This window comes from Moorena bouillonii PNG (genome assembly GCF_001942495.1).
In the GTDB taxonomy this organism is placed as follows: Bacteria; Cyanobacteriota; Cyanobacteriia; order Cyanobacteriales; family Coleofasciculaceae; genus Moorena; species Moorena bouillonii.
In genome coordinates, this window is record NZ_MKZS01000001.1 from 4,822,346 (window position 1) to 4,848,659 (window position 26,314).

General features: G+C 44.8%; 19 protein-coding genes. 5 read left to right on the forward strand and 14 right to left on the reverse strand.

The annotated features are described in order from the left end of the window. Positions 1–1,161: 1,161 nt before the first annotated feature. The 5 genes from BJP37_RS19545 to BJP37_RS19560 all read right to left on the reverse strand — a co-directional run bounded on the left by BJP37_RS19545 (position 1,162) and on the right by BJP37_RS19560 (position 3,567). Positions 1,162–1,425, reverse strand: coding sequence for a transposase (locus BJP37_RS19545; protein WP_075901252.1), 264 nt, complete (start codon positions 1,423–1,425; stop codon positions 1,162–1,164). Further along, positions 1,391–1,759, reverse strand: coding sequence for a winged helix-turn-helix domain-containing protein (locus tag BJP37_RS19550; RefSeq protein WP_075901254.1), 369 nt, complete (start codon positions 1,757–1,759; stop codon positions 1,391–1,393). The genes BJP37_RS19545 and BJP37_RS19550 overlap by 35 nt, the downstream gene beginning before the upstream one ends. Further along, complete coding sequence (locus tag BJP37_RS43690; protein ID WP_269087028.1) at positions 1,740–1,868, reverse strand: hypothetical protein; 129 nt, start codon at positions 1,866–1,868, stop codon at positions 1,740–1,742. Before BJP37_RS43690 ends, BJP37_RS19550 begins: the two co-directional genes overlap by 20 nt. After that, positions 1,865–2,017, reverse strand: a complete 153-nt coding sequence (locus BJP37_RS19555) for a helix-turn-helix domain-containing protein (RefSeq protein WP_081431257.1) — start codon at positions 2,015–2,017, stop codon at positions 1,865–1,867. The genes BJP37_RS43690 and BJP37_RS19555 overlap by 4 nt, the downstream gene beginning before the upstream one ends. A 227-nt stretch (positions 2,018–2,244) precedes the next feature. Next, positions 2,245–3,567 carry a class I SAM-dependent methyltransferase gene (locus tag BJP37_RS19560; protein WP_075901256.1) on the reverse strand — a complete coding sequence of 441 codons (1,323 nt, stop codon included), beginning with the start codon at positions 3,565–3,567 and terminating at the stop codon, positions 2,245–2,247. A gap of 261 nt (positions 3,568–3,828) precedes the next feature. Here BJP37_RS19560 and BJP37_RS19565 point away from each other — a divergent pair, with 261 nt between their 5' ends. The 3 genes from BJP37_RS19565 to BJP37_RS36945 all read left to right on the forward strand — a co-directional run bounded on the left by BJP37_RS19565 (position 3,829) and on the right by BJP37_RS36945 (position 4,981). Further along, positions 3,829–4,392 carry a PEP-CTERM sorting domain-containing protein gene (locus tag BJP37_RS19565; RefSeq protein ID WP_075901258.1) on the forward strand — a complete coding sequence of 188 codons (564 nt, stop codon included), beginning with the start codon at positions 3,829–3,831 and terminating at the stop codon, positions 4,390–4,392. 123 nt (positions 4,393–4,515) lie between these two features. Further along, positions 4,516–4,647 carry a hypothetical protein gene (locus BJP37_RS43695; protein WP_269087029.1) on the forward strand — a complete coding sequence of 44 codons (132 nt, stop codon included), beginning with the start codon at positions 4,516–4,518 and terminating at the stop codon, positions 4,645–4,647. Further along, on the forward strand, positions 4,640–4,981 hold the full coding sequence (locus tag BJP37_RS36945) for a hypothetical protein (RefSeq protein ID WP_143727694.1): 342 nt from the start codon (positions 4,640–4,642) through the stop codon (positions 4,979–4,981). Before BJP37_RS43695 ends, BJP37_RS36945 begins: the two co-directional genes overlap by 8 nt. Here BJP37_RS36945 and BJP37_RS19570 read toward each other — a convergent pair. From BJP37_RS19570 to BJP37_RS19600, 7 genes are all read right to left on the reverse strand, one after another. Further along, on the reverse strand, positions 4,928–10,303 hold the full coding sequence (locus BJP37_RS19570; protein WP_075901260.1) for a CHAT domain-containing protein: 5,376 nt from the start codon (positions 10,301–10,303) through the stop codon (positions 4,928–4,930). The two genes, BJP37_RS36945 and BJP37_RS19570, sit on opposite strands and share 54 nt — an antisense overlap. 565 nt (positions 10,304–10,868) lie before the next feature. Then, positions 10,869–11,018, reverse strand: coding sequence for a hypothetical protein (locus BJP37_RS39610; RefSeq protein ID WP_158069675.1), 150 nt, complete (start codon positions 11,016–11,018; stop codon positions 10,869–10,871). A gap of 11 nt (positions 11,019–11,029) precedes the next feature. Further along, the gene (locus BJP37_RS45125; RefSeq protein ID WP_075901262.1) at positions 11,030–14,566 is read right to left on the reverse strand and encodes an efflux RND transporter permease subunit; all 3,537 of its coding nucleotides are present in this window, start codon (positions 14,564–14,566) and stop codon (positions 11,030–11,032) included. Positions 14,567–14,628: 62 nt separating this feature from the next. Continuing rightward, complete coding sequence (locus BJP37_RS39615) at positions 14,629–14,787, reverse strand: hypothetical protein (protein WP_158069676.1); 159 nt, start codon at positions 14,785–14,787, stop codon at positions 14,629–14,631. Between the two features lie 162 nt (positions 14,788–14,949). Beyond that, a complete protein-coding gene (locus tag BJP37_RS19585) occupies positions 14,950–16,641 on the reverse strand; it encodes an efflux RND transporter periplasmic adaptor subunit (protein ID WP_075901264.1) in 1,692 nt (563 codons plus the stop codon). 943 nt (positions 16,642–17,584) lie between these two features. Further along, on the reverse strand, positions 17,585–19,570 hold the full coding sequence (uvrC, locus tag BJP37_RS19595) for an excinuclease ABC subunit UvrC (RefSeq protein ID WP_438941510.1): 1,986 nt from the start codon (positions 19,568–19,570) through the stop codon (positions 17,585–17,587). A gap of 356 nt (positions 19,571–19,926) precedes the next feature. Further along, the gene (locus BJP37_RS19600) at positions 19,927–20,304 is read right to left on the reverse strand and encodes a response regulator (protein ID WP_075901268.1); all 378 of its coding nucleotides are present in this window, start codon (positions 20,302–20,304) and stop codon (positions 19,927–19,929) included. A 141-nt stretch (positions 20,305–20,445) separates the two neighbouring features. On the opposite strand from BJP37_RS19600, the gene BJP37_RS19605 reads away from it, so the two are divergent. Continuing rightward, positions 20,446–21,228: an ABC transporter permease gene (locus tag BJP37_RS19605; RefSeq protein ID WP_075901270.1), complete on the forward strand. Its 783-nt coding sequence runs from the start codon at positions 20,446–20,448 to the stop codon at positions 21,226–21,228. A 30-nt stretch (positions 21,229–21,258) separates the two neighbouring features. Here the strand turns inward: BJP37_RS19605 and asnB are convergent, their stop codons facing one another. Beyond that, entirely contained in the window at positions 21,259–23,184 is a 1,926-nt protein-coding gene (asnB, locus tag BJP37_RS19610; protein ID WP_075901272.1) for an asparagine synthase (glutamine-hydrolyzing), read from the reverse strand. Positions 23,185–23,710: 526 nt separating this feature from the next. Further along, entirely contained in the window at positions 23,711–25,144 is a 1,434-nt protein-coding gene (gene gnd, locus BJP37_RS19615; protein WP_075901274.1) for a decarboxylating NADP(+)-dependent phosphogluconate dehydrogenase, read from the reverse strand. Between the two features lie 138 nt (positions 25,145–25,282). Between gnd and BJP37_RS19620 the strand changes: the two genes are divergently transcribed. After that, entirely contained in the window at positions 25,283–26,209 is a 927-nt protein-coding gene (locus BJP37_RS19620; RefSeq protein ID WP_075906280.1) for a nucleoside hydrolase, read from the forward strand. Positions 26,210–26,314 lie beyond the last annotated feature (105 nt).

Consider the following 26,314-nt stretch of genomic DNA (forward strand, 5'->3'; position numbering starts at 1 on the left):
GATGTAGATGTAGATGTAGATGTAGATGTAGATGTAGATGTAGATGTAGATGTAGATGTAGGGTGGGCAGTGCATCAGCAAGATCAAATCAGCAAGCCATAGTCTCAGTAAGCACTGCCCACCAGCAACGGATGAATCGGTGAGGTTTGAATCAGGATGGCGATGGCAATGGGTACATATAGCAGTACGCACTAAGGTTAGGACAACTCTTACCTCTAAAACCTTGTTAGAGTCAACTTCTGCCTTCTGCCCTCAGCATAGCTGCCTTGCGGGTAGCGCTATATATCTGACCGAAATTTTGGGTCTCAAGCCCCGTCCTTCTAGGACCGCTTTTGATTAAAATGTGATATAATAAACATGTAGAAAGCGCACAGGTAGGATTCGTCGGTACTGCCAATTTAAAATAACGAGCGTTTTGCGATACTAGTACACGAGGAGCGCGCATACCTCGCCAAAACGCATGGATCTTAACGGATACCGAAACACCAGTAAATAACCTTTTAAGACTAAACGTACCGTGGGGTTAGAAGTTACCGTAAGAAGAGTGGAGCCTTATTCAATAAGTTTTAACCCTTTTACCCATAGCCGACTAACCATAAAGGCTCCACTCTTCTAAGGTTTCGTCTCCGGCACACGGGAACTGGGGAAACCCAACGCTTAGGGAGATAAGCCCACGCTCGTTTAGTTAAATTAGGCTCAATACTTAGTTTTTAAACGGGTATTTGGTTTAAGTACTGCCTTTGACGGATAACTAATTTAAAGGCGTGTCGTAGAACTAAGAATCCCCGCGCCTTTCGGCAAAGCCGGCGCTACGCGAACAGGCCGGGGAGTGTCAAATCAACCGGTAATGGTGGGCAAAATTCTGTGATCTAGAACTACTCCAGAGCATAATGGTGTTTTTGCCCACCCTACAAGCTCCTATTGATGGGAAGATTCAGCAACCCCATAATTCAACCTTGGCCTTTGGTCACGCTACGCGAACAACCTACTAATATCATGTCGGGTTGAATGCCCCTGCAGCGCGCCACTTTCACCTCGGGCCACCAATGATAGAATGTCTTGCCCTCAATCAACTTCTGCTGTTGGAGTAATTGGCGACATCGACGTTCGACCAAATCTTCGACCATTTCATAGCGGTCATTGGCAAGGTTAGCTAACGGTTCATTGACGCTTAGGCCATAACCGCTCAGCGGGCTGTAACTCCGGAGTTGAGGGTGGCAGGGGTAACAGGTGAATCCCTTCTGGGACGGAGAGCTTTGTGCTCATATGCCAGCCTGCCTGGTCGAGAGGGAGAATCACTCGTTTATTTGAACCGACTCCGAAATGCTGAGAAAAATCTTCGAGCACCATTGAGAATAGCTTGGTGTTGACTTTGGGTAAAAGCCACGCCTTAGTTTCGACCGTTTGGGGTTGGACTTGCGCCATACAACCACAACCATTCTCGCTTCCAGTTAACTTTGCCTATGGGCGGAACCCCTGCTTCGATCCAGATGCGACGGGTCAGTGTGGCCGCGCCAATACGATGTTCATCCTCGGCCTTTTTCTCGACGGTAGCGTCGGGATACTCCTGTTGCACCCTCAAAACCTCGGCGGCCAGCTTTTTTTTCCACTCCTCCTGAGTTTTCCAATCTGCCTGTTGATGTTCCGGACGAGGTACTCTCAAGCGGAATTCCATTTGTTTGAGATACACCCACCCTTGTTGACGACTCACACAGATGCCAAAGGCTTCGTGCAGGTAATCAGTGACGCAAGCGTCCATGACCCAGACCGACCTCCGGAGCAGGTCCGCGTAAGGCTTCGAGCAATTGGGCAAGTTGATCCATCATTGAGTTTCGGTACACCTCCGAGATTGTGACGGCGTAAATCACGCACACGCTTCTACTCCGAGGCGGTTGTAGCTGCGCACCAGCTCATAAATCCAGTCCCGACTATAGCCAGTTACTGCTACCACTTCCGAGGTGGGTAGGCCTTGGGCGAGTAACCAGATGATTTGATAGTGTGAGCGCGTGGGTCCCATCAGTTGTCTGACGGTAACGTTGTTCGTTCTTGATCAATGTAGTAATGCGGGATGATACTGATTCGTTTGGGCATAGTGGCTTTGAGCGTACGCAACTCTTCTATATTAGGTGCATTTAAGCTGACATGATATAACCTACCAACCTTCAACCTTCAACCTACCAACCTACCAACCTACCAACCTTCAACCTGCCAACCTTCAACCTTCAACCTTCAACCTTCAACCTCCTAACCTTCAACCAACACGTATCCATAATTCTCCAATCCCATCAATGCCTCTTTAAGCGTATCAAATGCTTTCTCATCAGATATTGACTCCAGTGTTACCGGATCCACTGGGCGCAATCTCTGCCATCGCTTTACTAAAGATGGCATCGACTGAGGGGAATCGAATAGGGGTAATAGACAAGAGGCAACGGCACTGTCTACCAGAGATTGAACTCCACTCACTGGCAGATACCTACTGATTTCAAAAGGCTGTAATTCAGTAATAGCTTTGAGCATGTCTTGTTTAACGTCTAGTATATTCAGCTGAGGATGGAGATGTACTTTAGCCTTCTGCCAATCGGACATTGTCCACTCGGAAATTGGGGTAAAGGATTGGCCTTGGTCCGGGTGTCCACACCAGAAATCCAGGAGCCGATGAACAGGATGTAATAGCTCAAACAAATGCAGTCGGTCTTCCACAGAAATATCTGGCAAGCTCATCGCTAAAAACACTGGCAAATTATCTGGTTCTTTGAATAGACTCATTAAATCCCATTGTCGCCAATGGACCATACTGATAAATTCTAGATTAGCCTCTCTTAAGCCAGCGAATAAATCAGGAATAGTGTAGCCTTTATCCCCTTGGAAAAGATAGTTCATTAACACTCTTTCTTTTCCGTCTTCTCCCTCATATTTAGTATCCCATGTTTTAGCTTTTAGTTCAACATTATTTTTTAACGCTTTCATGGTATTTAACGCAATGTCAATCTCCATATCTTCGGGATTTTCATCAAATAATCCCATCACATGGAAGACTTCTTGGGCTCTAAAATACAGGTGACGTTGATGCTTACTGTGTAGATTGCTGCGAATAATACCCTGAGGCTTCAAAACCGCTTTCATGGCTTTTAGGGCAATGGCTGGATCAGGAAATAAATAAAGTAGCTCGTCGCAATTAATATAATCAAATTCCCAACCAGCGTTAGGTAATTCATAAACGGAGAGCTGATGAAATTCTGCCTCGTCAAACCCATAATGGCTTAAGCGTTTACGAGCTAAATCCAGAGACTGCTCCGAGATATCAATCCCAATAATTTTGGCTCCAGGATTTGCTTCCGCTAAGGTTAATGTGCCGTATCCCGTGCCACAGCCAGCATCTAATATAACTTTCTGGTCTGGATTAATGACTTGGTGATTTCTTAAATAATAGGGGGTGACTAAATTATGAAAATAAAGTAAGCTTAGCTGCTTTTTTGGGGAGCGGTCGATGGGAATTCTGGGATAAGGCCCAAAATCAAATTGTTGACGAATTTTTTCTTGTAATTCAGCGGCGTTTACGTCCATAAGTAGGGAGTAGGGAGTAGGGAGTAGGGAGTAGGGAGTAGGGAGTAGGGAGTAGGGATTAGGGAATCGGGAGTCGGGAGTCGGGAGTCGGGAGTCGGGGCGAGATAAATGCGAACGCTTCTGAGCTGAATTCCTACAAGCTCAATTATTAAAAGCCTTCACAATCTTGAAGATAAGCTTCATGATAAGTTTATCAAAAATTTATAAAAAATGTCCAGATTGTTTGGTAGTATGACCTAGGAAAATTAATCAGGGATTTAGATGGCTGAATTATCATCATCATTAGCTGTCACCAAAGGGATGGCTCAAAAATTAGCTATGACTACAGCATCAGCAGCATTGATGACTGTGGCAATGTCTAGTGCAGCCCAGGCAATTACACTAGTTAAAAATGTAGTTGTTAAGCCCCCCGTTGGTGAGGAACCTACTGCCCAACTTTGTCTTCCTTTTTGTGAAACTGGGGATTCCATTACCACAGATGTTGGGCGTAGAGTCGTAATTGAAAATAACATCGACAAGACCTTAACCAGTATCCTCTACACAATTCCTGCTGAAGAAGATGCAGCTTGGAGTAAGGAAAGTATTTCTGATATTTTCAGCGAACTTATCTTCTCTAAGGATATGAAAAAGCTATTGCTAACTTCAGGAAGTGTTGCTCCTGGTGAGGCAGTTCTGGCTTTTCGAGAAGCTGAACAAAATGTGACCTTTGACATTACCGTGTTTTATGACGGAGCCTCGGCTACCGTTCCTGAACCAACAACTGTATTAGGTCTATTAGCTGTAGGTGCCTTAACTGCTACGTCAGCTCTAGGGAGTAAGGAGTAGGGAGTAGGGAGTAGGGAAGAGTGTGGGAAGTGTGGGGAGATGGGGAGAGTGAGGAGGATAAATGCGATTGACCTTGGCCTTTAGGCCACGCTACGCGATCGCTGGGTTTATATAATAGACCTCTTGCAAAAGTATTTTTTTGATACTGTTTCCCTGGCCGTAGGCCACGCTACGCGAACGATTCTTCTTCACTATTCCCCATTCCCTATTCCCTATTCCCGACAACTGCCGCGAAGTCTAATCTTTGGTGTTTGACCCAGTGGGTGGAATGGGCATCTTGCCGGTGGAATGGGCATCTTGCCCGTTATCCATATTTTCGGAGCGGCTGTCTCAACCCTGGCAAAGAGGCGAAAAATCAGGGCGAGCCCAAAGGTGGTGCGTTACGGGACCGGCTATCTATACCCTGGCGACCGATAAAATCAGGTCGAGCCGATCCCTAACGCACCCTACGCACTACGACTCCCGATTCCCGATTCCCGATTCCCGATTCCCGACTCCCGACTCCCGACTCCCTGTTCCCTGTTCCCTTTTAAAACTACCAAGGATTCCCCACAATAGTAAACCATGCCCAATAGTAAGGATGAGATAACTTCTTATTACTATTATCCTGAAGCATCTCGACTTGGGCTAGCCTTAAGGCTTCTGCTTTTCTAGGAACGAGTTTTAAATGGTCATAAAAGGATGTCAGGAGTTTAAAGGTTCCATTTTGAGGCACTGCTAACAAACTAGCTAAGACTGATTGCACTTTGGCTTGATAGGCAAATCCAGCAAATCCTAATTCATACTGTTCATTGCCAAGGGCTGTATCACAAGCACTTAAAACCAATAAGTTTACCGGTGGTTGCTCTAATCCCAGGGTTTCAAATTTTCCTAATCCTAATCGTTTGTTTCCGAACTGAATGTAGGAATCATTAGCATTAGACCGAAATTTACCATGGGTTCCTAAATGAAGGATATTAAAAGATTTCTGATTAATTTCATCCTGGAGATTAGCTAAGGTAAAGTTTTCGTTTTCTAGGGCTTTAGCTGACCAGGTATTAACTAAATGCTGAATTAGTTTGGGAACATAGGGTAGGTCTCGATGGTGGTCAAATTTTTCTGTACCCATTGCCAGCACTGGGGCTTTTCTGACATCGGTATAGTGGGTATCGGTCAAGCTCAAACTAGGCACTAAACCAACACTGTATTTTTCCACAATAAAGCTTTCGCCATCATGGAGTGCTGCTAAGGGGAGAGACTGCAAGCTTTTATCCATCACAAACACCAAGTTATTGATGTTTTGTTCATCTAATGTCTTCTGGAGCGGTTTAATCAATAATTGATAGAGTTGTTTAGATTTAGCTAAGTCTTGTGGTCGAAACACCCCTGCTCTCGGAGATGCTACACTATCCCGGAATTCTTCAGCTAAAGCTAACACTTGCTCCCGACTGGTATTAGCAATCCGTTTGTAGATCATTTTGCCTTGGCTAGTTACCAATACTAGTTCCAACGGAGCATTAGGCTTGGGCTCTACAATTACATTAGGATTAATGTTGAGGAATTCGGTTTTCAAGACAACGTCTCGTCCTGGTAAATTTCCAGAATTCCGAAAAAAGACATAGATCAGTGCTGGTCTAGCATCGGTAACGTTTTCAATTTCCTTGAGTTCTGTTTGAATGTCTTTTGCTGTTTTAATTTCAGGAACAGATGACTCCCCTTGACCGGTGGCTTGACCGGTGGCTTGACTGGTGACTTGACCGGTGACTTGACTGGTAAAATAATCCTCTAGTTGATAGACTAGCATTTCTTTGGACAATGCTTCAGTTTCTTCTATCATCACTGGTGGGAGTATTTCCTGTGGTAACTCAGGTAAATCTGGCTCAATATTGGTTACTTCAGTATTACTAGTATTATTACTAGTATTAGGAGATGACTGAGTAATTAGCTGAGTAATCAGTTGAATCTGACTGGGAAAATTCCCCTGAGTATAGGACTCCAGAAACCGTTGCGTTGGCAAAATAGCATTGTCGATGCCAGTGGTAATGGCTCCAGCAGTACCATTGAGGGTAGCATCCCCGACAGTAAAGGGTATGAAACTAGCTCCGCCATTATGTCGGATGATGACCGACCCTCCTGCCACTCCGCCGCTAGTGGAAATACTAGCTGTGGTCTGATTGCGATCGCTAAAAGTATCGGTAGCTCGGAAAAATCGACCAGCGGTAATATCCACATCACCACCACTACCGTTTTCTCCCCCTTGAGCATTAATCGCACTAACTTCCACATCCCCAATCGGGTCGATTAGCACATTTCCGCCATCCCCAACACTACCGCTAGTATTAATTACGCCAGTCTTGATGGTAGTGGAGGCATCGATAAGAAGATTACCACCACTAATACCAGAGGTGTGGAGGTTGTCTGTGAATACCTCTCCATTGCTAGCGGTAAGCTTAATATCGGAGCCATTGGTGATAATGTTCCCAACTGCAATGCTTTGATTGGCCTCTAGAGTAATCGAAGCATCGTCTATGCCTTGAATTGTGCCATTGCCAATGATGGCACCTGACCCGGCTGGGGATTGAATGGTTACTGGGTCTTGGAAAGTGACCCCAGTTTCAGCAATGGTGATGTTAGCGCTACTGTTAGGATTACCGATAGTGATAGCAGTAAAGCCATCCTGCAAGAGGTTGATTTCTTGGGAAGTTAGTGCTAAGGTTGATAAATTGCCGGTATCACTGCCACCAATTGCGATCGCTTGATCAGCGCTGAACGGTTGTAATGTAATGGTGGCATTCCCTTGCACTATCTCGTTAAAGTTAATTTCATCAGCAGTTAGGGTAATATCTCCTAGGGGAATGGTGCTGCCCACTGCCTGATTCAACTCAATGGTGCCAGTGCCAGCATTAACACTCAGGTCTTGATTACCGTCAACAGTGCCATCAAAAGTGATGTTACCGGTAGTGCTGCTGATGATAGCGCTAATATTAGCACTAGTATTACCAAGATTAAGGGGTTTGAGGAAGCTAATGTTACCACTGTCAGAGGTAACTATGCTGTTGAGATTGATTTGAGTAGTGTTGAATTCCCCAATGGAGATATTGCCTGAACCCTGAGCACGGATGAGTTGATCAATAGTGATAGCACCAGGTATATCTTGTCCGAGACTAATGTTGCCATTATTAGCAGCGCTAATCCCATTCACACCAGCCACGGTAGTAATCACAGCATTGGGGTGTTGGAGGTTAAGGATAATATCGCCACTGTTGCGGGTAATAGCAGCAATATTTTTGACTTGAACATCTATACCATTAGCATCGGCGTAGCTAAATCCATTTTCAGCATCGAATAAAACTGCCCCTTGTTCCCCATCAATGGTTACTTCAGTCCCCAGATTATCAAAGATGGTACCAGCAGAGATAAATTGAGCTGTCTGATTATTAGCGAGTTGGACAGCAGGATTGGTGTCACTGCTGAGAAAGTGAATATCCCCGCCTCTGACAATAACATTGAGATTGGCCTGACTCAGGTCAAAGTTGCGGATTCTTACATCACCGGTAAATTCAGGATTGCCAATGGTTAAGGTACCGGAAGTGCCTAGAGCGAGATTATTGAGCAAATTCGCTGTGGTGATTTGGAAGGTGCCACCAGCATCTTTCCCTATGCCCAAAGTAGTATGAGGGTCTTTTGGTTGGATAGTGATGCTTTCAGCCATCAACTGGGAAATCACTTCAATCCCGCCAGCGGTAATCAAAACATCTTTAATTTTACTGACTTGTAAGGGTTGGTCGGGATTGCCGAGACTGACTTGACCATCGGTATCAATAACTAGAGTGCTGGGGCTGTTGATGGGATTTTTGATAGTAATGTTACCGTTAGTAGCTGTGATTGCGATCGCTCCCCCATTGCCCGATGCGGAATCAGCATTGATACCGCTACCCCCACTATTGATGAAGGTATCACCACCTCTGGTAATTAAAGTAACATTACCAGCACTCTCCCCACCCAATGAATCGATGCTAGGAATTTGAATAGTAGGTTGATTTGTAGGTAATTTACTATTGCCATCAGCAATTAGGGTAATATCCCCTCCGCTACCAGTATTATTGCTGGAAGTATCTAAGCGATTATTGTTAGTGACTTCGATAGTGCTGCGAGAGTCAATCAGGATTTGTGGGGAATTAGGATTATGATTACTATTACTTAAACCACCGGTCTTAATGGTGTCAACTTGAATTGCACCAGTGGTTAATGCAGTATTAGGCAGATACTGATTGGTTAACCTGACCAATCCATCCCGAGCTACGGTAATATCGCTAACTTTGATATCAGCACTGGTGAAATTACTGATAACAGTATTACTAAAATCAGGAACAAGATTACCTGAGGTGTTTCCTGGAATGCCTCCTAGTTGTGTCCAATCAATCCCAGCTCTAATATCTAAGGTGGGCTGATTAGCACCATCAATCACCAAATTGCTTTGGTCAGAGACAGGGACATTGGCGAGATTAGCCAGAAAAGGATCGGAGTTGGTGGGACTAATCTTAGGATTAGGGTCATCACTAGGATTAATCGCAATCTCGCCTAAGGTAACACTACCCCCTGCTAAAATATGTAAGGAAGCGCCTTGGTAGTTGCCTAGACTGACATCACCATTTGCTAGAATGATGGAATCATCAGGACTAATCCAATTCCCTGGACTACCATCTAATTGCTCGATCCGAAAACTAGCCCCTGTTTGATAGCGAGTACTTCCTTGTATGGGATTAGCGGAACGCAGTACCATGTTTCCACCAGAGAAGAAACCGCTAGCCTGATTATTGAAGGTTGAAATCTCGATGGCTTGATTCCCCTGGATGGATAAATTGCCGAGGGCTTCAGCAATAAAGGGGCGCGCTAGAGTATCATGCGATCGCACTGTATTGCCAGCCAACAGATTCAAATCCCCAGTAGTAAATAGCTGGCTTTCGACTAAAGTCAGATTATTAGCAGCTGAGAGTGTAGCAGTCTTAGCGTTTACCTCCCGAGCCACCACATCACCCCTTTCTATTGGTAAACCAGAATCCGCAAGCTCTACTTTCCCATCTGGCTTCACCACAATCGGTGTCTGTAACCCTTCAACTCCCCCGGTCAACAAGGTTGGTAAATCCTGAGGTGTAAATGGTAGCTGCTCCCCATCAGCATCGGTTGGTAATTCAATTTCTATACTTAATAGGTGTCCTGGTTGGCTAATCCTAACTAAATTAGCACCATCTACAGCAACCAGATTAACCGTTCCGTTGGCAGCACTTACCTTTCCAGTACTAATCACACTACCGCCAATTAAGCTTAAATTATTTCCCTCTAGTACTTCCAGATTTCCAGCATTAATAATACTCCCTGGTTGATTCGAGTCAAAGGCCAAAGTATTGGGATTACCGATTAAAGTTTGATAGTCATTTGACCCAAAGCTAGTCAACCAATTGTCTTGACCAAACCCAATCCGATTGGCTGTTGTTACCGTTAAATCAGCTGGGATATTCAACCGAGCATTAGCCCCAAACACCCATCCTGCTGGATTCATTAAAAATAAATTTGAGTTACCTCCAACTACTCGAATTAATCCGTCAACAATTGACGCTTCACCCCCAATTACCCGAGCCAAAATATTACTAATTTTGGGATTAGACAGAAACGTAACTGTCTGTTCTGGCGTCAGACCAAATTTTTCAAAACTATGGAATAAATTGGCTCTATCTCCGGAAACTGTACCCCCGTCAATCGTCAAATCATTACCATCAATTGTAAGACTAGTGCCCGTCCCATCTGCGGCTGGTATAATAGATTCAGCCTTAGCGACATGGACGGGATTTAGTATGGCTATACCTAAATAAATTTCTCCAACTAGAGAAAAAATTTTCCACAACCAGTTACTATGCCACCCAACAGCTTTCACGATTAGATGCTCCCACTAAACCAATAACCTACACCAATCACCTCAATTAATCATAACTTATTTAATCCCTACTTAATCGCTATTTAATTGCTAATTAATCCCACCACCTTAGGACAGTTAACTTGATCAATTTGAAGTTATCAAGCAAGATAGTCACAGGTCATAATTATTAGTCAGTTACTAAATTTAGCGAAGTGCCGAAATTATCATATTACTTACTTGTAATATTAATTGGTTAAAACAATCCGCCTCCCTTGTTTACTTCCTTTATTGGCGTGCTTGGCATTTTCGCGATTGATCAAACACCCCCCTTGATCAAATCTTACCATCATCAGACTGCTGGGAATACTATCCACCCTATCACTACACCAACCAAACTCGTAATCAGGGAAGGGATGTAACTTATGGGTAACTTATGGGTAACTTATGGGTTGATCAGGGGAGGGATTGGGTTAATACAATCAATAGGTAATTGACATCTGCATCATTATAATTAAATACCAACAATAAACTTTGTATAGTTAATTGTTATTAAGCCTAGACATAAGGATTCAGCCGTCAGCTATCAGCCAAGGGCTGATAGCTGATAGCTGATAGCTGATAGCTGATAGCTGATAGCTGATAGCTGATAGCTGATAGCTGATAGCTGATAGCTGATAGCTGATAGCTGATAGCTGATAGCTGACGGCTGATAGCTGATAGCTGACCTAGACATTAGTCGAGATACTAGAACTTGCCATTACTAGCAGCAACAGAAGTACCATTGCTCAAATACTGCTCAGGCTCTACCTCAACCTCTACCAGGTCTTGGTAATCTTGAGTTTTACTTCCAAAAAGGGTCTTTCTTGTCCAACGAACTAAGTTATCGACATAGGTAAATAATACTGGCACCACCACCAAGGTTAGCAGAGTAGAAGTGGTAAATCCTCCAATCACGGCAATAGCCATCGGACTACGAACTTCACCGGCTGCTCCCCATTCCAAGGCAATGGGAATCATCCCAGCAACGGTGGAGACGGAGGTCATCAAAATCGGTCGCAAGCGACTGACTCCAGCTTGAATAACGGCTTTAAACTGGGATGTCCCTTCTTTATGATTGGCTAAGGCAAAGTCTACCAACAGAATGGCATTTTTGGTCACCAATCCCATGAGTAATACTATTCCAATTAGGGCATACAGTCCCAATTCCTTCTGGGCTACCAACAGTCCCATTAAGGCACCACCGATGGATAGGGGTAAAGCCACCAAAATCCCAAAGGGATAGAGAAAACTGTTGTACAACAGTACTAGAATGGCATAAATGCACAACACTGCTAGCCCTAAGGCGCTCACAAACCGACTGAATATGTCTTGCTGAATCTTGGCATCCCCAGCGGGTTCCTCGGAAACTCCAGGGGGTAGGGGATTCATGGCAGGTAGGGATTTAACTTTTGCGATCGCATCTCCTAGAGAAATCCCTTGCAAGTTGCCTCCCAAAGACACCTGACGAGCACGATTAAAGCGGTCAATCTGGGCAGGTCCACTCCCTAAACGGATATCAGCTACGGCAGTGATCGGTACTAAAGTACCATTTCGACTGGGAACCCGCAGATTTTTGAGGGTTTCGATGTCATCCCTCGATGCTGGGTCGAGTTGGACACGAATTGGAATTTGTCGGTCAGGTAGGTCAAATTTAGCCAGATTTGACTCAAGATCTCCAATTAACGCTAAAGAGGCCGTGCGTGCGATCGCTTGAACAGACACTCCTAAATCTGCAGCACGGGCAGGGTTAGGTACAATCACAATTTCTGGTTTAACTAGACTTTCACTAGAGGTAACTTCCACTAAACCAGGAATTTGACGCATCTGTTTTTCTAGGGCTTGGGCGGTTTGGGCAAGCAGTTCACCATTCTCACTCTTGAGAACAATTGATAAATCCTTGGTAGAGCCTCCACGACTTTGACTACGGAAACTAACCCTCGCGCCAGCTATTTTCTGAAAAGCCTGACGCATTTGCTGAGCAAATTCTTTTTGAGAGATTTCCCGTTCCTCTTTGGGTAAGAGTTTGGCGTATACAATACCAGAATTTATACCATCATCTCCAGCGCTGGCCAGAACATTTTCCACAGCTGGGTTTGACTGCAACAACCGATTGGTTTGTTGAATGACGTCTATGGTTTCATTGAGTTGAGACCCCGGTGGCAGATCAATCAATATCGTACTAATGCCAGTATCCCCATCATTAAACAAACCCTTGGGAATAAACTGTACAAGCTGCAAGCTACCGATGAAAAAAGCTACAGCTATCAACATCGTGGTAATCCGGTGCTTCAACGCCCAGGTTAATAGACTTCGATAAGGTTGTATAGGTCGCCTCTGGTGGGTTCCTGGTTGTTCGCGTAGCGTGGCCTTTTGGCCAAGGTTAGCAGGTTTAAGGTTAGCAGGTTGAAGGTTAGCAGGTTTTTTGCCTTTGCCGTTCGAGTAGGGTAGGTTATTGGGTTGTTCGCGTAGCGTGGCCTTTTGGCCAAGGTTATTGGGTTGTTCGCGTAGCGTGGCCTTTTGGCCAAGGTTATTGGGTTGATGGTTATTTTGCCAACTTTCAACCTTCAACTTGTCAACCTTCAACGGGTCAACCTTCAACGGGTCAACCTTCAACTTGTCAACCTTCAACGGGTCAACCTTCAACTTGTCAACCTTCAACTTGTCAACCTTGGCCAATTGGCCACGCTTCGCGAACAACGGGTCAACCTTGGCCAATTGGCCACGCTTCGCGAACAACGGGTCAACCTTCAATGCTTTTGATTTTGGCTTGAGCAAATAAGCACTGAGCATCGGTGTCATTGTGGTAGCTACTAGGGTGGAAAACATAGTAGATACCGCAACGGTTACTCCAAAGGGTTGGAAGAATTGACCAGGGATACCCCCCATGAAGGCTACAGGAAGAAATACCGCAACAATAGTTGCTGTGGTCGCTACTACAGCTAAACCGATTTCTCGCGCCCCATCCCACGCTGCTTTAAAGGGTTTCTTACCCATATCCAAGTGCTGGTCGATATTTTCAATCATGCAAATGGCATCATCGACCAAGTTTCCCACTGCTAGGGCTAAACCCAGTAGGCTCAGATTGTTTAGGGTATAGTTTAGGGCTTTCATCACCAAAAAGGTGGGAATAATTGATAAAGGTAGGGCTATTGCTGTAATTAGAGTTACCCGCCAATTTCTCAGAAATATCCCCACGGTGAGTACGGTGAGTAGTGAACCGATAACCAGGGAATCGATGGTTGCTTGGTAAGACTCACGGATGGAATCAGCACGAGTGAAGATCAAGCGCAGTTCGATATCGTCTGGCAGGGTAGTTTTTAGTTGTTCAACAGCCTTGCGAACCCCTTCTTCCACCGAGACTAAACTGCTACCAGTGCTGCGCAGCACAGAAAAGGCCACCACTGACTCCCCATTGAGATAGGCGGCTTTCCTAAGATCACCAAAGCCGTCTGTAACCTCTCCCAAACTGGAAAGGGTAACATTTGCGCCATCTGGGAGTACAATACGGTAGTTTTTCAACTCTTCGACTGTCTTAGCACTTCCCAGAGTCCGGACATTCTGTTCAGCGCCGCCGATGTTACCGCGACCACCGGGTAAGTTAACATTAAAACTCCGAATTTGGTCATTAACTTGGGTAGCAGTGATACCAAAGGCTTGTAATCTAGCGGGGTCAAGGTCAACTCGAATTTCCCGGTCAACTCCTCCGAGTCGATCAATTTGGGCAACTCCCGGTACATTAACTAGATCACGGCTAATTTTCCGGTCAACTAGATCACTCAACTCCTCCACTGAGCGTTTGTCAGAAGCTACCGCATAGGTCATCACTGAACCCCCGGCAAATTCTAACCGTTTGACAATAGGTTCGTTAATATCTAGGGGCAAACTTTGACGAATTTGAGCTACCGCATTGCGTACATCATTAGTTGCCTGATTGCTATCAGTTCCCAGGACAAAATTGATAACGGTGCTGGATCTGCCATCAGTAACGGTGGAGCGGATTTGGTCAATGTCTCCAAGGCTAGCAACAGCATCTTCAACTTTTTTGGTTACCTGGAATTCCAGTTCTGCCGGTCCTGCCCCTGGCTGGGTAACAGTAACCATCACCGCTGGAAGATCAATATTAGGAAGCTGATCAATTCCCAACTGCTTAAAGGAGAATAGACCGACTATTCCTAAAACCAGAAACATGACCAGAGTAGCAACCGGATTTTTAATTGACCAAGAGGAGACGTGGAAGGACATCTGATAAATAGTTGAAGGTTAATCGGTTGAAGGTTGAAGGTTAATTGGTTGAAGGTTGAAGGTTAATTGGTTGAAGGTTGAAGGTTGAAGGTTGAAGGTTGAAGGTTAGTTGGTTGTTCGCGAAGCGTGGCCGAAAGGCCAAGGTTATTTGGTTGTTCGCGAAGCGTGGCCGAAAGGCCAAGGTTAGTTGGTTGAACGCGATTGCGTGGCCAATAGGCCAAGGTTAGTTGGTTGAACGCGATCGCGTGGCCAATAGGCCAAGGTTATTGGCTCAAGATGCCACTTGTAACCGCCTCACTTTCAACGGTTAATCAACATCGAACCTGTAACCTGCGTTCCTTTCAACCCTTAATGAATCTGTAACTTGTTAACTTTCAAGGCTTTTATTGAGTTTCTAAAACTTGGACGCGATCGCCGTCTTTGAGGAAAGCAGCACCTTTGAGTACAATGCGATCGCTTGGGGATAAACCACTATTGATTTCCACTTGCCCACTAGGGAGCAGTTCTCCCATGACCACTGGCTGTGCTTTAACGGTGTTATCTGCTTCGAGTCGGTAAACGATGGCGCTAGTGTCGGGTTGGGGCAATACTGCTTTGGATGGTATGGTTAAACCAGTAGTTGATGAGATGGTGATGGAGCCTCGTAAAAACATCCCTGGTAGCAAGCTCCCAGAATTGGGTAAATCTACTTTTACCAGAGCTTGACGAGACTGCTGATCGACTATCGGGTCAATTTCTCGTACTGTTCCAGAAAGCTTCAGGCTGCTATCTCCTTTAGAAGATATTTCTACTGGTTGTCCAATCTGGATTTGGGACAGTTGGGTTTCGGGTACCCTTAATAACAGTTCCAAACGCCCCTTTTCGATAATGGTAAAGAGTGTTTCTGAGGAAGAGGTAATATCACCGACACGGGCATTTCTAGTGGCTACTTTGCCACTGACTGGTGCCACCACTTGGGTATCGTTCAGTCGCGCCATCACTAACTGGACTTGTGCCTTTTCTCTAGCCAGTTGAGCTTGGGCTTGAGCAATTACTTCTGGACGGGAACCAGCCAATCTTTGCTGGAGCTGCTGTTGCGCTTCTACTACAGCGGCTTCTAACTGGGCAATTTCTGGGGAGTTGGTGTTTCGTGCTTGCTCAAGGCGTTGTTGGGCTTCAGATAAATTCGCTTGAGCACTGAAATATTGACTTTCCACCTCATTATAGCGGTCTTGGGAAATGGCTCCTTCGGCAATCAATTTTTTCTGGCTCTCGAAGCGACGTTTAGCAAGACTCAACTGTGCTTCAGCAGATGCCACTTGGGCTTTAGCTTGGTCAATTTGTCTAGGAATACTAGCTTGAGCCTGTCTTAGACGAGCTTGGGCTTGGTCGAGACGAGCTCTAGCTTGGGCTTTTTCTTCTGAGCGTGTCCCTGCTTTGAGTTCTGCTAAACGGGCTTCAGCTTGGGCAACTGCTGCCTGAGCTTGAGCTAACTGTGCCTGAAGCACAGCATTATCTAGCCTGACCATTACTTGTCCTGCCTTGACAAATTCCCCTTCTCTAACCAGTACCTGTTTAATCTGTAAACCCGTTGCTTGGGACTTGACCCTAATCTCCTCAAAAGCAGCAACACTACCAATAGCTTCTAGAGTACGGTTAACTGTGGTGGTTTTTACCTCTGCCACCGTAACAGTTTGAGCAGGTACAGCAGAGGGGACAGCCGCAGGGGTTTCAGCAGAAGCTACAGCCGCAGGGGTTTCAGCAGTTTCAGCAGGGGAATCGGTTTTTTGAACCTTTGGAGCTGTCCCGATCAATCGCATTCCTAGGAAGGTCAGCATAATTCCCATACTCATGGCCATCACTAAACTACCTGCTCCTGATGTCAAGGAGTTTTGGGATTCACTAGTCCCGGAGCTGGGTAATGATGAGGCTGAATCCTCCTGTTGGTGATTAGCTTGGTGTAATGGTTGTTGATCTGGCTGAGTGATAGTAGTGCCAGAGCCATTCAGCTGAGATTTCTGTTGGTGATCTGGCTGAGTGATAGTGCCAGAGCCATTTAGCTGAGATCTCCGTTCATCTAAAGTGTTTCGGGTCATGGTTATTCCCCTGTTACTGGTAGTGCTGAGTAATTTTGTTAAAAAAATATGATTTTAAAGGTTATTTCTTAATATAACTTAAAAATTATTAACTTAAAAGTTATTAGGACCTGAGCTAAAACTGTCTATCTATGTTTTTTCTTGATGAAATAAGATGTATAATTATTAGTCGTCTGGTAATTAGTCACAAATTTAGCACTCCCCAACATCCATATCAATCAAGCATCGCTTTACGGATGCAGCGATGTCTTGGGGGAAAGCACAGGGAAAACAGCGGTGCGGACACAGGTTTCACAAACAGAACTGGGCGCCACTGGCACTTGATCAGGGCAGGGCACAGAAAAAAGCAGACAGAAAGAAAGCCTATAGAATGGGATGGTCCTAACGACTAGCTAAGCGATGGGCGAGCATTGAGCCGCTACTGGAACGCAAAACCTCCAAGTCCCTTAAGTCAACCTACCGGTAGTAGAGTAAACCTACTAAGAGATTGATACCGCATGGTTTATATAGCATTTGTATCTGGGTAAACACACGAATTGCCGAAAAAGGCAAGAGCCAAGAGATCCTCAGTTTTATTGGACAGTAAAAAAAAGACCATACAGGTTTACATCTCAAATACAAACGCTATATTTTCAGGCTAATCGGCAGATCAGACTAGATTGTCTCAGTTTTTGTTTCTTAGGTGTAAGCTATCAGCTATCAGCTATCAGCTATCAGCTATCAGCGATTAGCTCACGGCTGACCGCTGACTGCTGAATGCTTACTCTTAGGTGCGCTTTCCGCTCTTTGTGCCCTTGACCGATTAAGAATTTAATTCGCGCTTAGGTGCGACCCGAAGGCGCGCACCTTTTGTTGCCTCAGTTTTTGTGTGACATTTTCCTCTGTTTGCTGACTTTTCAAAGTCTAGTAGTATTTAGAATATATACTTTTTAAAAAGGTCTAGTCATGGGTGGAAGTAGTGATAAATTTCCTTAGATAAATGCAAACCAATGCCTGGTACTTCAGCAAGCTGTTTAACCGATGCGTTGCGAATATAATCAATGGAGTTAAAGTGAGCCAATAGCTGTTTTTGCCGCTGAAATCCTAATCCAGGAATCTCATCTAAACGGGAACGATGTAACTGACTACTTCTTTGTTTCCGATGAAAATTCACCGCAAAGCGATGAGCCTCATCTCTAACCCTGCGCAAAAGTTGCACCCCTGGTTGCTCGGGATCAGTGGCTAGGGGCAATGGCTCTCCTGGTAAAAATAGTTCTTCGTACTGTTTTGCTAAGCTTACCACAGGCACTTCTTCTTGTAAATTTAGCTCTTGCAATACTGCTACAACTGCTGACAGCTGTCCTTTTCCGCCATCAATCATTACCAAATCAGGCCAATCTTTTCTGAGTGTTGATTGTTGATTGTTGAGTTTGGGTTGTTGAGTTTGGGTTGTTGAGTTTGGGTTGTTTAGTGTTGAGTGTTTAGTGTTGCTTGTTGAGTTTTGATTATCTGCTAGTTCTGGTTCGAGTTGACTTTTTTTGAAGCGACGGCGAATCACCTCAGCAAGGCTAGCAAAATCATCGGAATGACCGACAGTGATATTATGATTTTTGATCTTGTAGTGACGGTAGTGCTGCTTGGCTGGTGTGCCATCTAGAAATACTACCTGAGAAGCCACTGCATTGCTGCCCTGGATGTGGGAAATGTCATACCCTTCTATGCGCCGTGGTAAATCCGGTAAGTCAAGAATGTTAGCTAAATCCTCCATGGCTTTGGTGTTGCGGTCAACCAATCGCTGGGTGCGTTCCAGTTCATAGTTAGCATTGCGCTTGACCATTTCAATCAGTTCAGCTTTGGTTTGCCGTTGGGGGGTGAGTATAGTCACATTTCGACCTTTGCGCACGCTCAAATAGTCAGCCAACATCTCCCCATCGGGTAACGGGTGTTGCACCAAAATTTCTGTAGGGATTTCTACAGCATCAGCAGTTTGGTAATGCTCTTCTAAAACCCGTTGTAAAATGGCTCCGAGTTCTATTGGCCCATTCCCTTGAGGGGCTACATCGGCAAAAAATCCCAAGCGCCCGACTAAGTGACCAGCACGGATCTGAAATAGTTGGATGCAAGCATGTTTGGGATCAGCCGCTAGTGCGATCGCATCTCGTGATACAGTATCGTCAGGTAAGGCTACTTTTTGGTCTGTACTCAGGGACTTAAGTCCAGTAATCTGATCCCTAATCCGCGCTGCTAGCTCAAAGTTAAGGGATTCTGCTGCTTGTTCCATATTGGCCGTCAGCATCTCAATTAGTTCCCCAGTACGCCCTTGAAAAACCATCGCGATTTTCTGGATGGTTTGACGGTACTCTTCCGGTGTGATTAGTTTTTGACACACACCAGGACAACGACCTAAATCATAGTTAAGGCAAGGACGGTCTTTAAACAGAGGTTTAGGGCGTTGCCGGATGGGGAAAAGCTGTTTGACCAGAGCTAAAGTATTGCGCAATAACTTGACATCGACGTAGGGACCATAGTATTTATCCTGTTTATTCCCCATGCGCCGCTTACGGGTAATGAAGATACGGGGATAATCCTCTGACCAAGTAATGACAACATAGGGATACTTCTTATCATCCTTGAGCAGTACGTTGTAGTAAGGTTGGTGCTGCTTAATCAGATTCGCTTCCAGCGCTAGGGCTTCCGCTTCCGTATCGGTTACGATGAATTCAATATCTGTAACCTGTGCCACCATCATTGCAATGCGAGGACTCAAGGGTTGGGAGTCACGGAAATAGGAACGGACTCGCGTACGCAATTTTCGGGCTTTGCCGATGTAAATAATACTAGCGCTATGGTCACGCATTAAATAAATCCCTGGTTCTAGGGGAATTTCTTTTAATCGACTTTCCAAGGGTTCTGAATCTTGGATTAATGGCTTAGAACTCATCAGATACATTTAACCCAGTATTTCCGCCCCATAGCGGTCAGCCGTGTATGGCACGCCAATTGTTAATTGATGAGGAGGTATCTCTCTTTGCTTTGACGGAAAATCCTAAAAGCGCTTTTACTTAACAACCAAGGCATTTACTACAGAACAACTTAACCGTTGTTTGATACTTCAATGCATCAAAGCTAAATTATTGTTTCTGGAGTCTTGATCACAGACTCCCAATCAATAGCTTGAATGGCTGTTAGGGCAATTATACCAGATACTTCCAAGACTTTCCGGAAACTTTCTACAGAATTATTGATTAGAACGTGCTAGTCAATGGTCTGTGGTCAACTGTTTGTTGTTACTTGCCATGATTACCACTAGGTTTGCTTGTTTTCCGCTAGCCGATTTGAGATCACATCCAGGAATTTATCCACATTAAATGGCTTCAGAATATAGTCATGAATGCCTAGTTCTCTGATCTTCTGAATATTGCTGCGATCTGCACTAGCTGTAAGAAACATAAAAGGAATTTTGGCTGTGGCTGGATCTTGCCGTAGTGCCTCCAATACCCCATATCCATCTAGTTCAGGCATCATTACATCGCACAGAATCAAATCTGGCGGTTCTTTTTGAACCAACTGTACACCTTCAACACCATTTTCAGCACCCAAAGCTTCAAACCCTTCAATTTCAAGGAGTTCGATCAGATTTTCTCGAATAAAAATCTCGTCCTCAATTACCAAGATTTTATTCATTATTATCCTGTTGAACCTAACTGTTAAAACTTATATCTTATCAGAACCTTATAATAAAATCCAATTATACGGCATAGTTGGTACATTAGCCCCATGGGATACTATTGGGTGTAGCCCAAGTTTGATCGACAGCCCAACCAAATGAAACGATATATGAGTGTACTCCAGTTGTTCTGGAGTACGGCCCTCACTGCTGAACTGGAATATCGGCTAAATTTTGCGATCGCTACCTTGAGCAGCCTAGGAAACCTGGCTGGTAGCCTATTTGGTCTATTCTTGTTTTACCGCACTGGCTACACCTTTTCTGGCTGGAATTGGGAAGAAGCGCTGGTCATACTAGGCATATTCACATTACTGCAGGGATTTTCTGGCACATTCCTGATTCCCAATCTCAACCGGATTGTGGATCACGTCGAGCAAGGAACCCTCGATTTTATCCTACTCAAGCCCATTAATTCTCAGTTCTGGCTGTCTTGGCGAAGTGTCAGCCCTTGGGGGTTACCAGACTTAATCTTCTCAATTATAGTAATAGGCTACGCTGGTACACGCCTAGACTTAGATATCAGCAACTATCTGTTAAGTGTAGTGCCATTGTGTTTTGGGTTGACTAGCCTCTACAGCATCTGGTTTATGCTAGGAGCAACGAGCATTTGGTTTGTCAAAATCTACAATGTCACCGCTGTTCTGCGCAGTATGCTAGAAGCTGGTCGATATCCCATTGTAGCTTATCCGGCTAGCTATCGGTTCTTCTTTACCTTTGTAGTGCCAGTGGCGTTCCTGACTACAGTCCCAGCAGAAGTGATGTTGAATCGCAGTGATACCTTTTGGGTAGTAGGTTCCGGTATTCTAGCCCTAGGATTGCTGTTTGCTTCTGGGATCTTTTGGCAGTTTGCCCTGCGTTTTTATACCAGTGCTTCTAGTTAGCTTGATTCTTGCGAATCAAGCTAAGATGGGTCATTCCATAACTTCTTGGTGCCAGATAGCAAAAGTTAGCAGTGACCAAATTTGGCGGCTATTACCAGGTTGGTAGTCTTTTATCAAGTTACAAACTTCCGGTTTAAAAATACCTGTTTCTGGCAATGTTTTAATTAACGCGCCAACATCTTCCCAGAGATAATCTTTGAGCCAAGAACCAAAAGGCGATCGCCAACCATACTTTTTCCGCTTTTGTACTACTTTTGGCAATAAATCTGAGAAAGTCGCTCTCAGCAGTTGCTTATCTTTTTGCCAGCCCACTTTCCTGGCAAAGGGAATAGACATAGCATATTCAACAAATTGGTAATCTAAAAAAGGAGTCAGGGATTCCAAACCTGCTGGCGTACTTGTTTTATATGCCCTCATGCGATTTGATTCTTTAATATCCAACTTCAAATCCATGTAGAGCAGGGCATCTTGGTTGCTATTAATGTGATTTTTGGAGAGCAAACTTTTTAATAGTTCCTGATATATCGAGTCTATAACTCCCGTATCTGTAGCGTATTCTCCCTGTAAGAGCTGATTAAATTCTCCCTTGCCGTAGGTAAACCAAGTACTTAATCTTTCTACAGTTAAGGGTGCTAAGTCCACTCTTCTAAAAGCTGTAGGATTAAAGTTATCTTTTACTGGCCATTTGTTTCTGTTGGCATAGGCTAAGTTGCGCAACCAGCTAGGTAATTTTTGCAAGAGGCTAATCTGCATATCTAATTGATGGCGCGGCTCACCTCCAAAGATGGCATCACTGCCATCCCCAGTCATTACTACTGCAATTCCTTGCTCCTTAAGCCATTCAGCCAGCAAGAGCATGGTGACGTTAATTTGATTACTATGAGGCTCACCAAAACTTCTTACACAACGTCGCAGTGTACCGATTAAATCTTGTCTGCCAGAGATAATCAGCTGACTATGTTTGGTACCAAAATGGGCACTCACTGCTTTAGCAACATCAGCATCAGAGTTACACTGATTCGGATTTGTGTTCCAGATTTCAGCATCAAGGGAACCAATTTCAAAGGCTGTAGAAAAGGTGTGAACTGGTTCTTTTGAGAGTTTGCTCATCATCCCCACAACCAGGGTAGAGTCTAAACCACCACTCAGAAGTGCTGCGGGAGAAAAATCACTGTTGCGATCTAAGCGACGCTTTACCGCCAACTCAAACCGCGAGCGAAGATTGTCTCTGATTTCTGCTTCTGGCGTACTCTGCAATGTTGCGACTTGCTGGAGTTGCCAGTAGTGATGTAGCTGCGGTGTTTTTCCGGCTTCAATGATTAAACTATGAGCAGGTTGTAGCTTTTTTACCCCCTTAACTAGGCTCAAGGGAGAAGGAACGTATCCAAAAACCAGGTAGGATTGCAACCCTTGAGGGTCCACAGCTTTGGAAACCACAGGGTGTTCTAGGATTGCCTTGAGTTCTGAAGCAAAAATGAAAGTAGAGTGTAGCTCATCGAAGAAGTAATATAGTGGTTGCTCCCCAAATCTGTCTCTCGCTAACCACAGCCTTCCAACAGAGCGGTCCCAAATGGCAAAAGCAAATGTGCCATTGAGCTTATGAACAACCTCTGTTCCCCAAGCTTCGTATCCCTTCAGTAATACTTCAGTGTCACTATTAGATTGGACATGAAACCCCAATGTTTCCAACTCCTCTCTGATTTCCAGGCAGTTGAAAATATTACCACTGAAGACAACGACACTTGTATGGTTAGAGTTCCACATTGGCTGATAGCTATCAGCGCTTAAGTCTCTCCTGATCAGGGGAACATGGGCTAGAGCCACTCCATCCTCTGGTGTAATGTCTAAATAACTGTCATCAGAACCACTATAGGTAATTGCATTACCCATGCGCAGAAGCAAGTTCCGAGTAAGATGCTTATCTGTAGCTGTGAAAATGCCAACTATACTACCCATTAATGCTGGATACCTCGAACAAAACAAATTGCGTTCGCGAAGCGTGGCCGTAGGCCAATCGCCCTCTAGTAGCTTAACAACTAACTCAACAACTAATTAGAGGACTTATGGCTATAATTCCCATAAGTCTTGACAAAATTACTATTTTGGTATCTAAGCGCAAAATTGGGTTTTTTAACGGTGATTAGACAGTCGCCCTATAAATACTGCTCTATTGAACTATTTTTTGATTAGAGAAATTTCTGTAGGAATTGTGATAATTTTTGTTCCCTGTTCCGATGATCCGCTGTTCCCTGCTCCCTGTTATCTTTCCTCTAGTTGCAAGGGCAAAGCATCGGGTCTATGACCTGATCAAATCAAAAGAAATCATGGTCGCCCAAATGCTTTGCCCCTCAATCAGTAATAAGTTTTTCTAGCGGTTTTTAACCTAATGAGGTACACAGTTTTTTTTCCCTGTTCCCTGTTCCCTGTTCCCTGTTCCCTAAAACCAGGAAATCTGTACCTCACAAAACTTAAAACCGCTATACTAACCTTGTGAACTCAATCCCATCCAATCGGTGTGGAAAAACTCACCCCTGGGTTTATCCAGGCGCTCGTAGGTATGAGCACCAAAGTAGTCGCGCTGGGCTTGGGTCAGGTTTTGGGGTAAGCGATCGCGTCGGTAACTGTCGAAGTAATCTAGGGATGCACTAAAAGCAGGGACTGGAATCCCTAATTTGTTTGATACCGCTAGCACTTCTCGCCAACCATCCTGACGATCCAAAATTGTTTGCTTAAACTCAGGAGCTAACAAGAGATTGGGGAGTTGGGGATTTTGGTTGAAGGCATTCTTAATCTTATCCAAGAAGCCAGCTCGAATGATACAACCTCCTTTCCAAATCCGGGCAACTTCACTCAAGTTCAGATTGTAGTTAAACTCTTCCGATGCCCGACTCAACAGTGCCATTCCCTGAGCATAGGAACACATCTTAGAGCAATAGAGAGCATCCCGGACTTTGGTAATAAATGCTTTGACATCGCCATCATACTTACCCACAGGACCAGTGATTTCCTTAGCTGCTGCTACCCGCTGATCCTTGAAAGAGGACATGACACGAGCATTGACTGCAGCGTAGATGGTAGGAATTGACACCCCTAGTTCTAGGGAACTGACCACAGTCCACCGTCCAGTTCCCTTTTGTCCAGCAGCATCAAGAATCATCTCCACTAAGGGCAGATTCGTTTCTGGATCAATGTATTTGAAGATATCCGCTGTAATTTCAATCAAAAAGGAATTTAGCTCATCAGTGGTGTTCCATTCAGCAAATACCTCATGTAGCTGCTTGTGATCTAGTCCCAAGGCATTTTTCAGTACATCGTAGGCTTCAGCAATTAGTTGCATGTCGCCATACTCAATGCCATTGTGTGCCATCTTAACGTAGTGACCAGCACCACCGGGACCAATGTAGGTCACACAGGGACCATCATCAACCTGAGCGGCAATTTTGACCAAAATTGGTTCTAAATCCTGGTATGCTGATTCAGTACCACCAGGCATTAAACTCGGACCATTGAGCGCTCCTTCTTCACCACCACTGACGCCCATGCCAACAAATCCCAATCCTGTGGCTTCTAAATCCTTGGTCCGCCGCTCGGTATCTTGGTACAGAGAATTGCCACCATCAATGATCATATCTCCTGGCTCTAGGAGAGGTTTGAGTTGCTCAATAACTGCATCAACTGGCTTCCCTGCTTTCACCATCACTAGGATTTTGCGGGGTCGCTCTAGAGCTTGAACAAACTCTTCCAAGGAATAAGCGGCTTTCACATCCTTGCCCTGAGCTCGCTCAGCCATAAATTTCTCGGTTTTGGCAGCAGTCCGATTGTATACTGCGATTGGGAAACCACGACTTTCTACATTAAGCGCGAGGTTTTCCCCCATTACAGCCAAACCAATTACCCCAAAGGTCCGTTGTGTCATAAAAATCTCCGCCAGTTTTGCTGTAGTAGTTGTCTAGGGTGGATTCACTCCCAGGTTAGCCCGATATTTTGGGTTGTTGCCTAAAGAAGACATTAAGAGTTCTGGTAGTAATACCATTGAGAAATGCTAGATTCAGATATGCGGAAATTCCTGATTGACACGGATACGGCTTCCGATGATGCGGTTGCACTCCTGATGGCACATAGTTGGCCGGATGTCCAGGTTGAAGCGATCACTATAGTTAGTGGAAATGTACCTGTGGAACAGGGAGCAAAAAACGCCCTGTATACCCTCCAGATGTGCGGCGCATCTACCCCTGTCTACCTTGGCTGCCCTAAACCGATGCTCCGCCCATGCAAATATGCTTACCGATTCCATGGTGAAGATGGTATGGGTAACATGCACTACCCTGATCCCCAGGCTAAACCCCAGCTAGCTCATGGTGTGGATGTCATCATTGATACTATTAAGAGCAATCCCGGGCAAATCACCTTAGTTACTCTAGCACCACTGACTAATATTGCGATCGCATTACTTCGTGCCCCAGAAATAGCCTACCTAGTAAAGCGTTGCGTAATCATGGGTGGAGCCGCTAATGTGGTGGGCAACGTCACCCCAGCTGCGGAATATAACATTTGGGTAGACCCAGATGCCGCTAAAATTGTCTTTCACAGTGGCATGCCCATGGAAATGGTCGGTTGGGAATTAAGCCGTGCTCAAGCAGCATTGCTCCCCGATGAGATCGCACAAATCAAAAGCTTAGGCACAGGCTTAGCAAATTTTTTTGTAGACTGCAATGCTAGCGCCTTAGAAGCTAGTATTAAGATTCAACATTCCCCTGGCTTAACCCTTGCTGATCCTGTAGCGATGGCAGTGGCTCTCGACCCAACCATCATAACCAGGCAAGGTAAATACTACGTGGAGGTAGAAACAGTAAGCGAACTCACCCGTGGTCAAACTGTAGTGGATGAGCTGGGAGTACTCAACCAAACACCAAACATGAATGTAATCTGGTCTATCGATGCACCCCGATGGAAAGAACATTTATACCGTTGCTTGGGATAATTGTTAATTAGCTCTGTTTCAAGAGTGGTCAATTTTGATCAAAAAAGGAATTTAGAATTTAGAATTTAGAATTTAGAATTGATTTAAAAAATAATTATATACCCT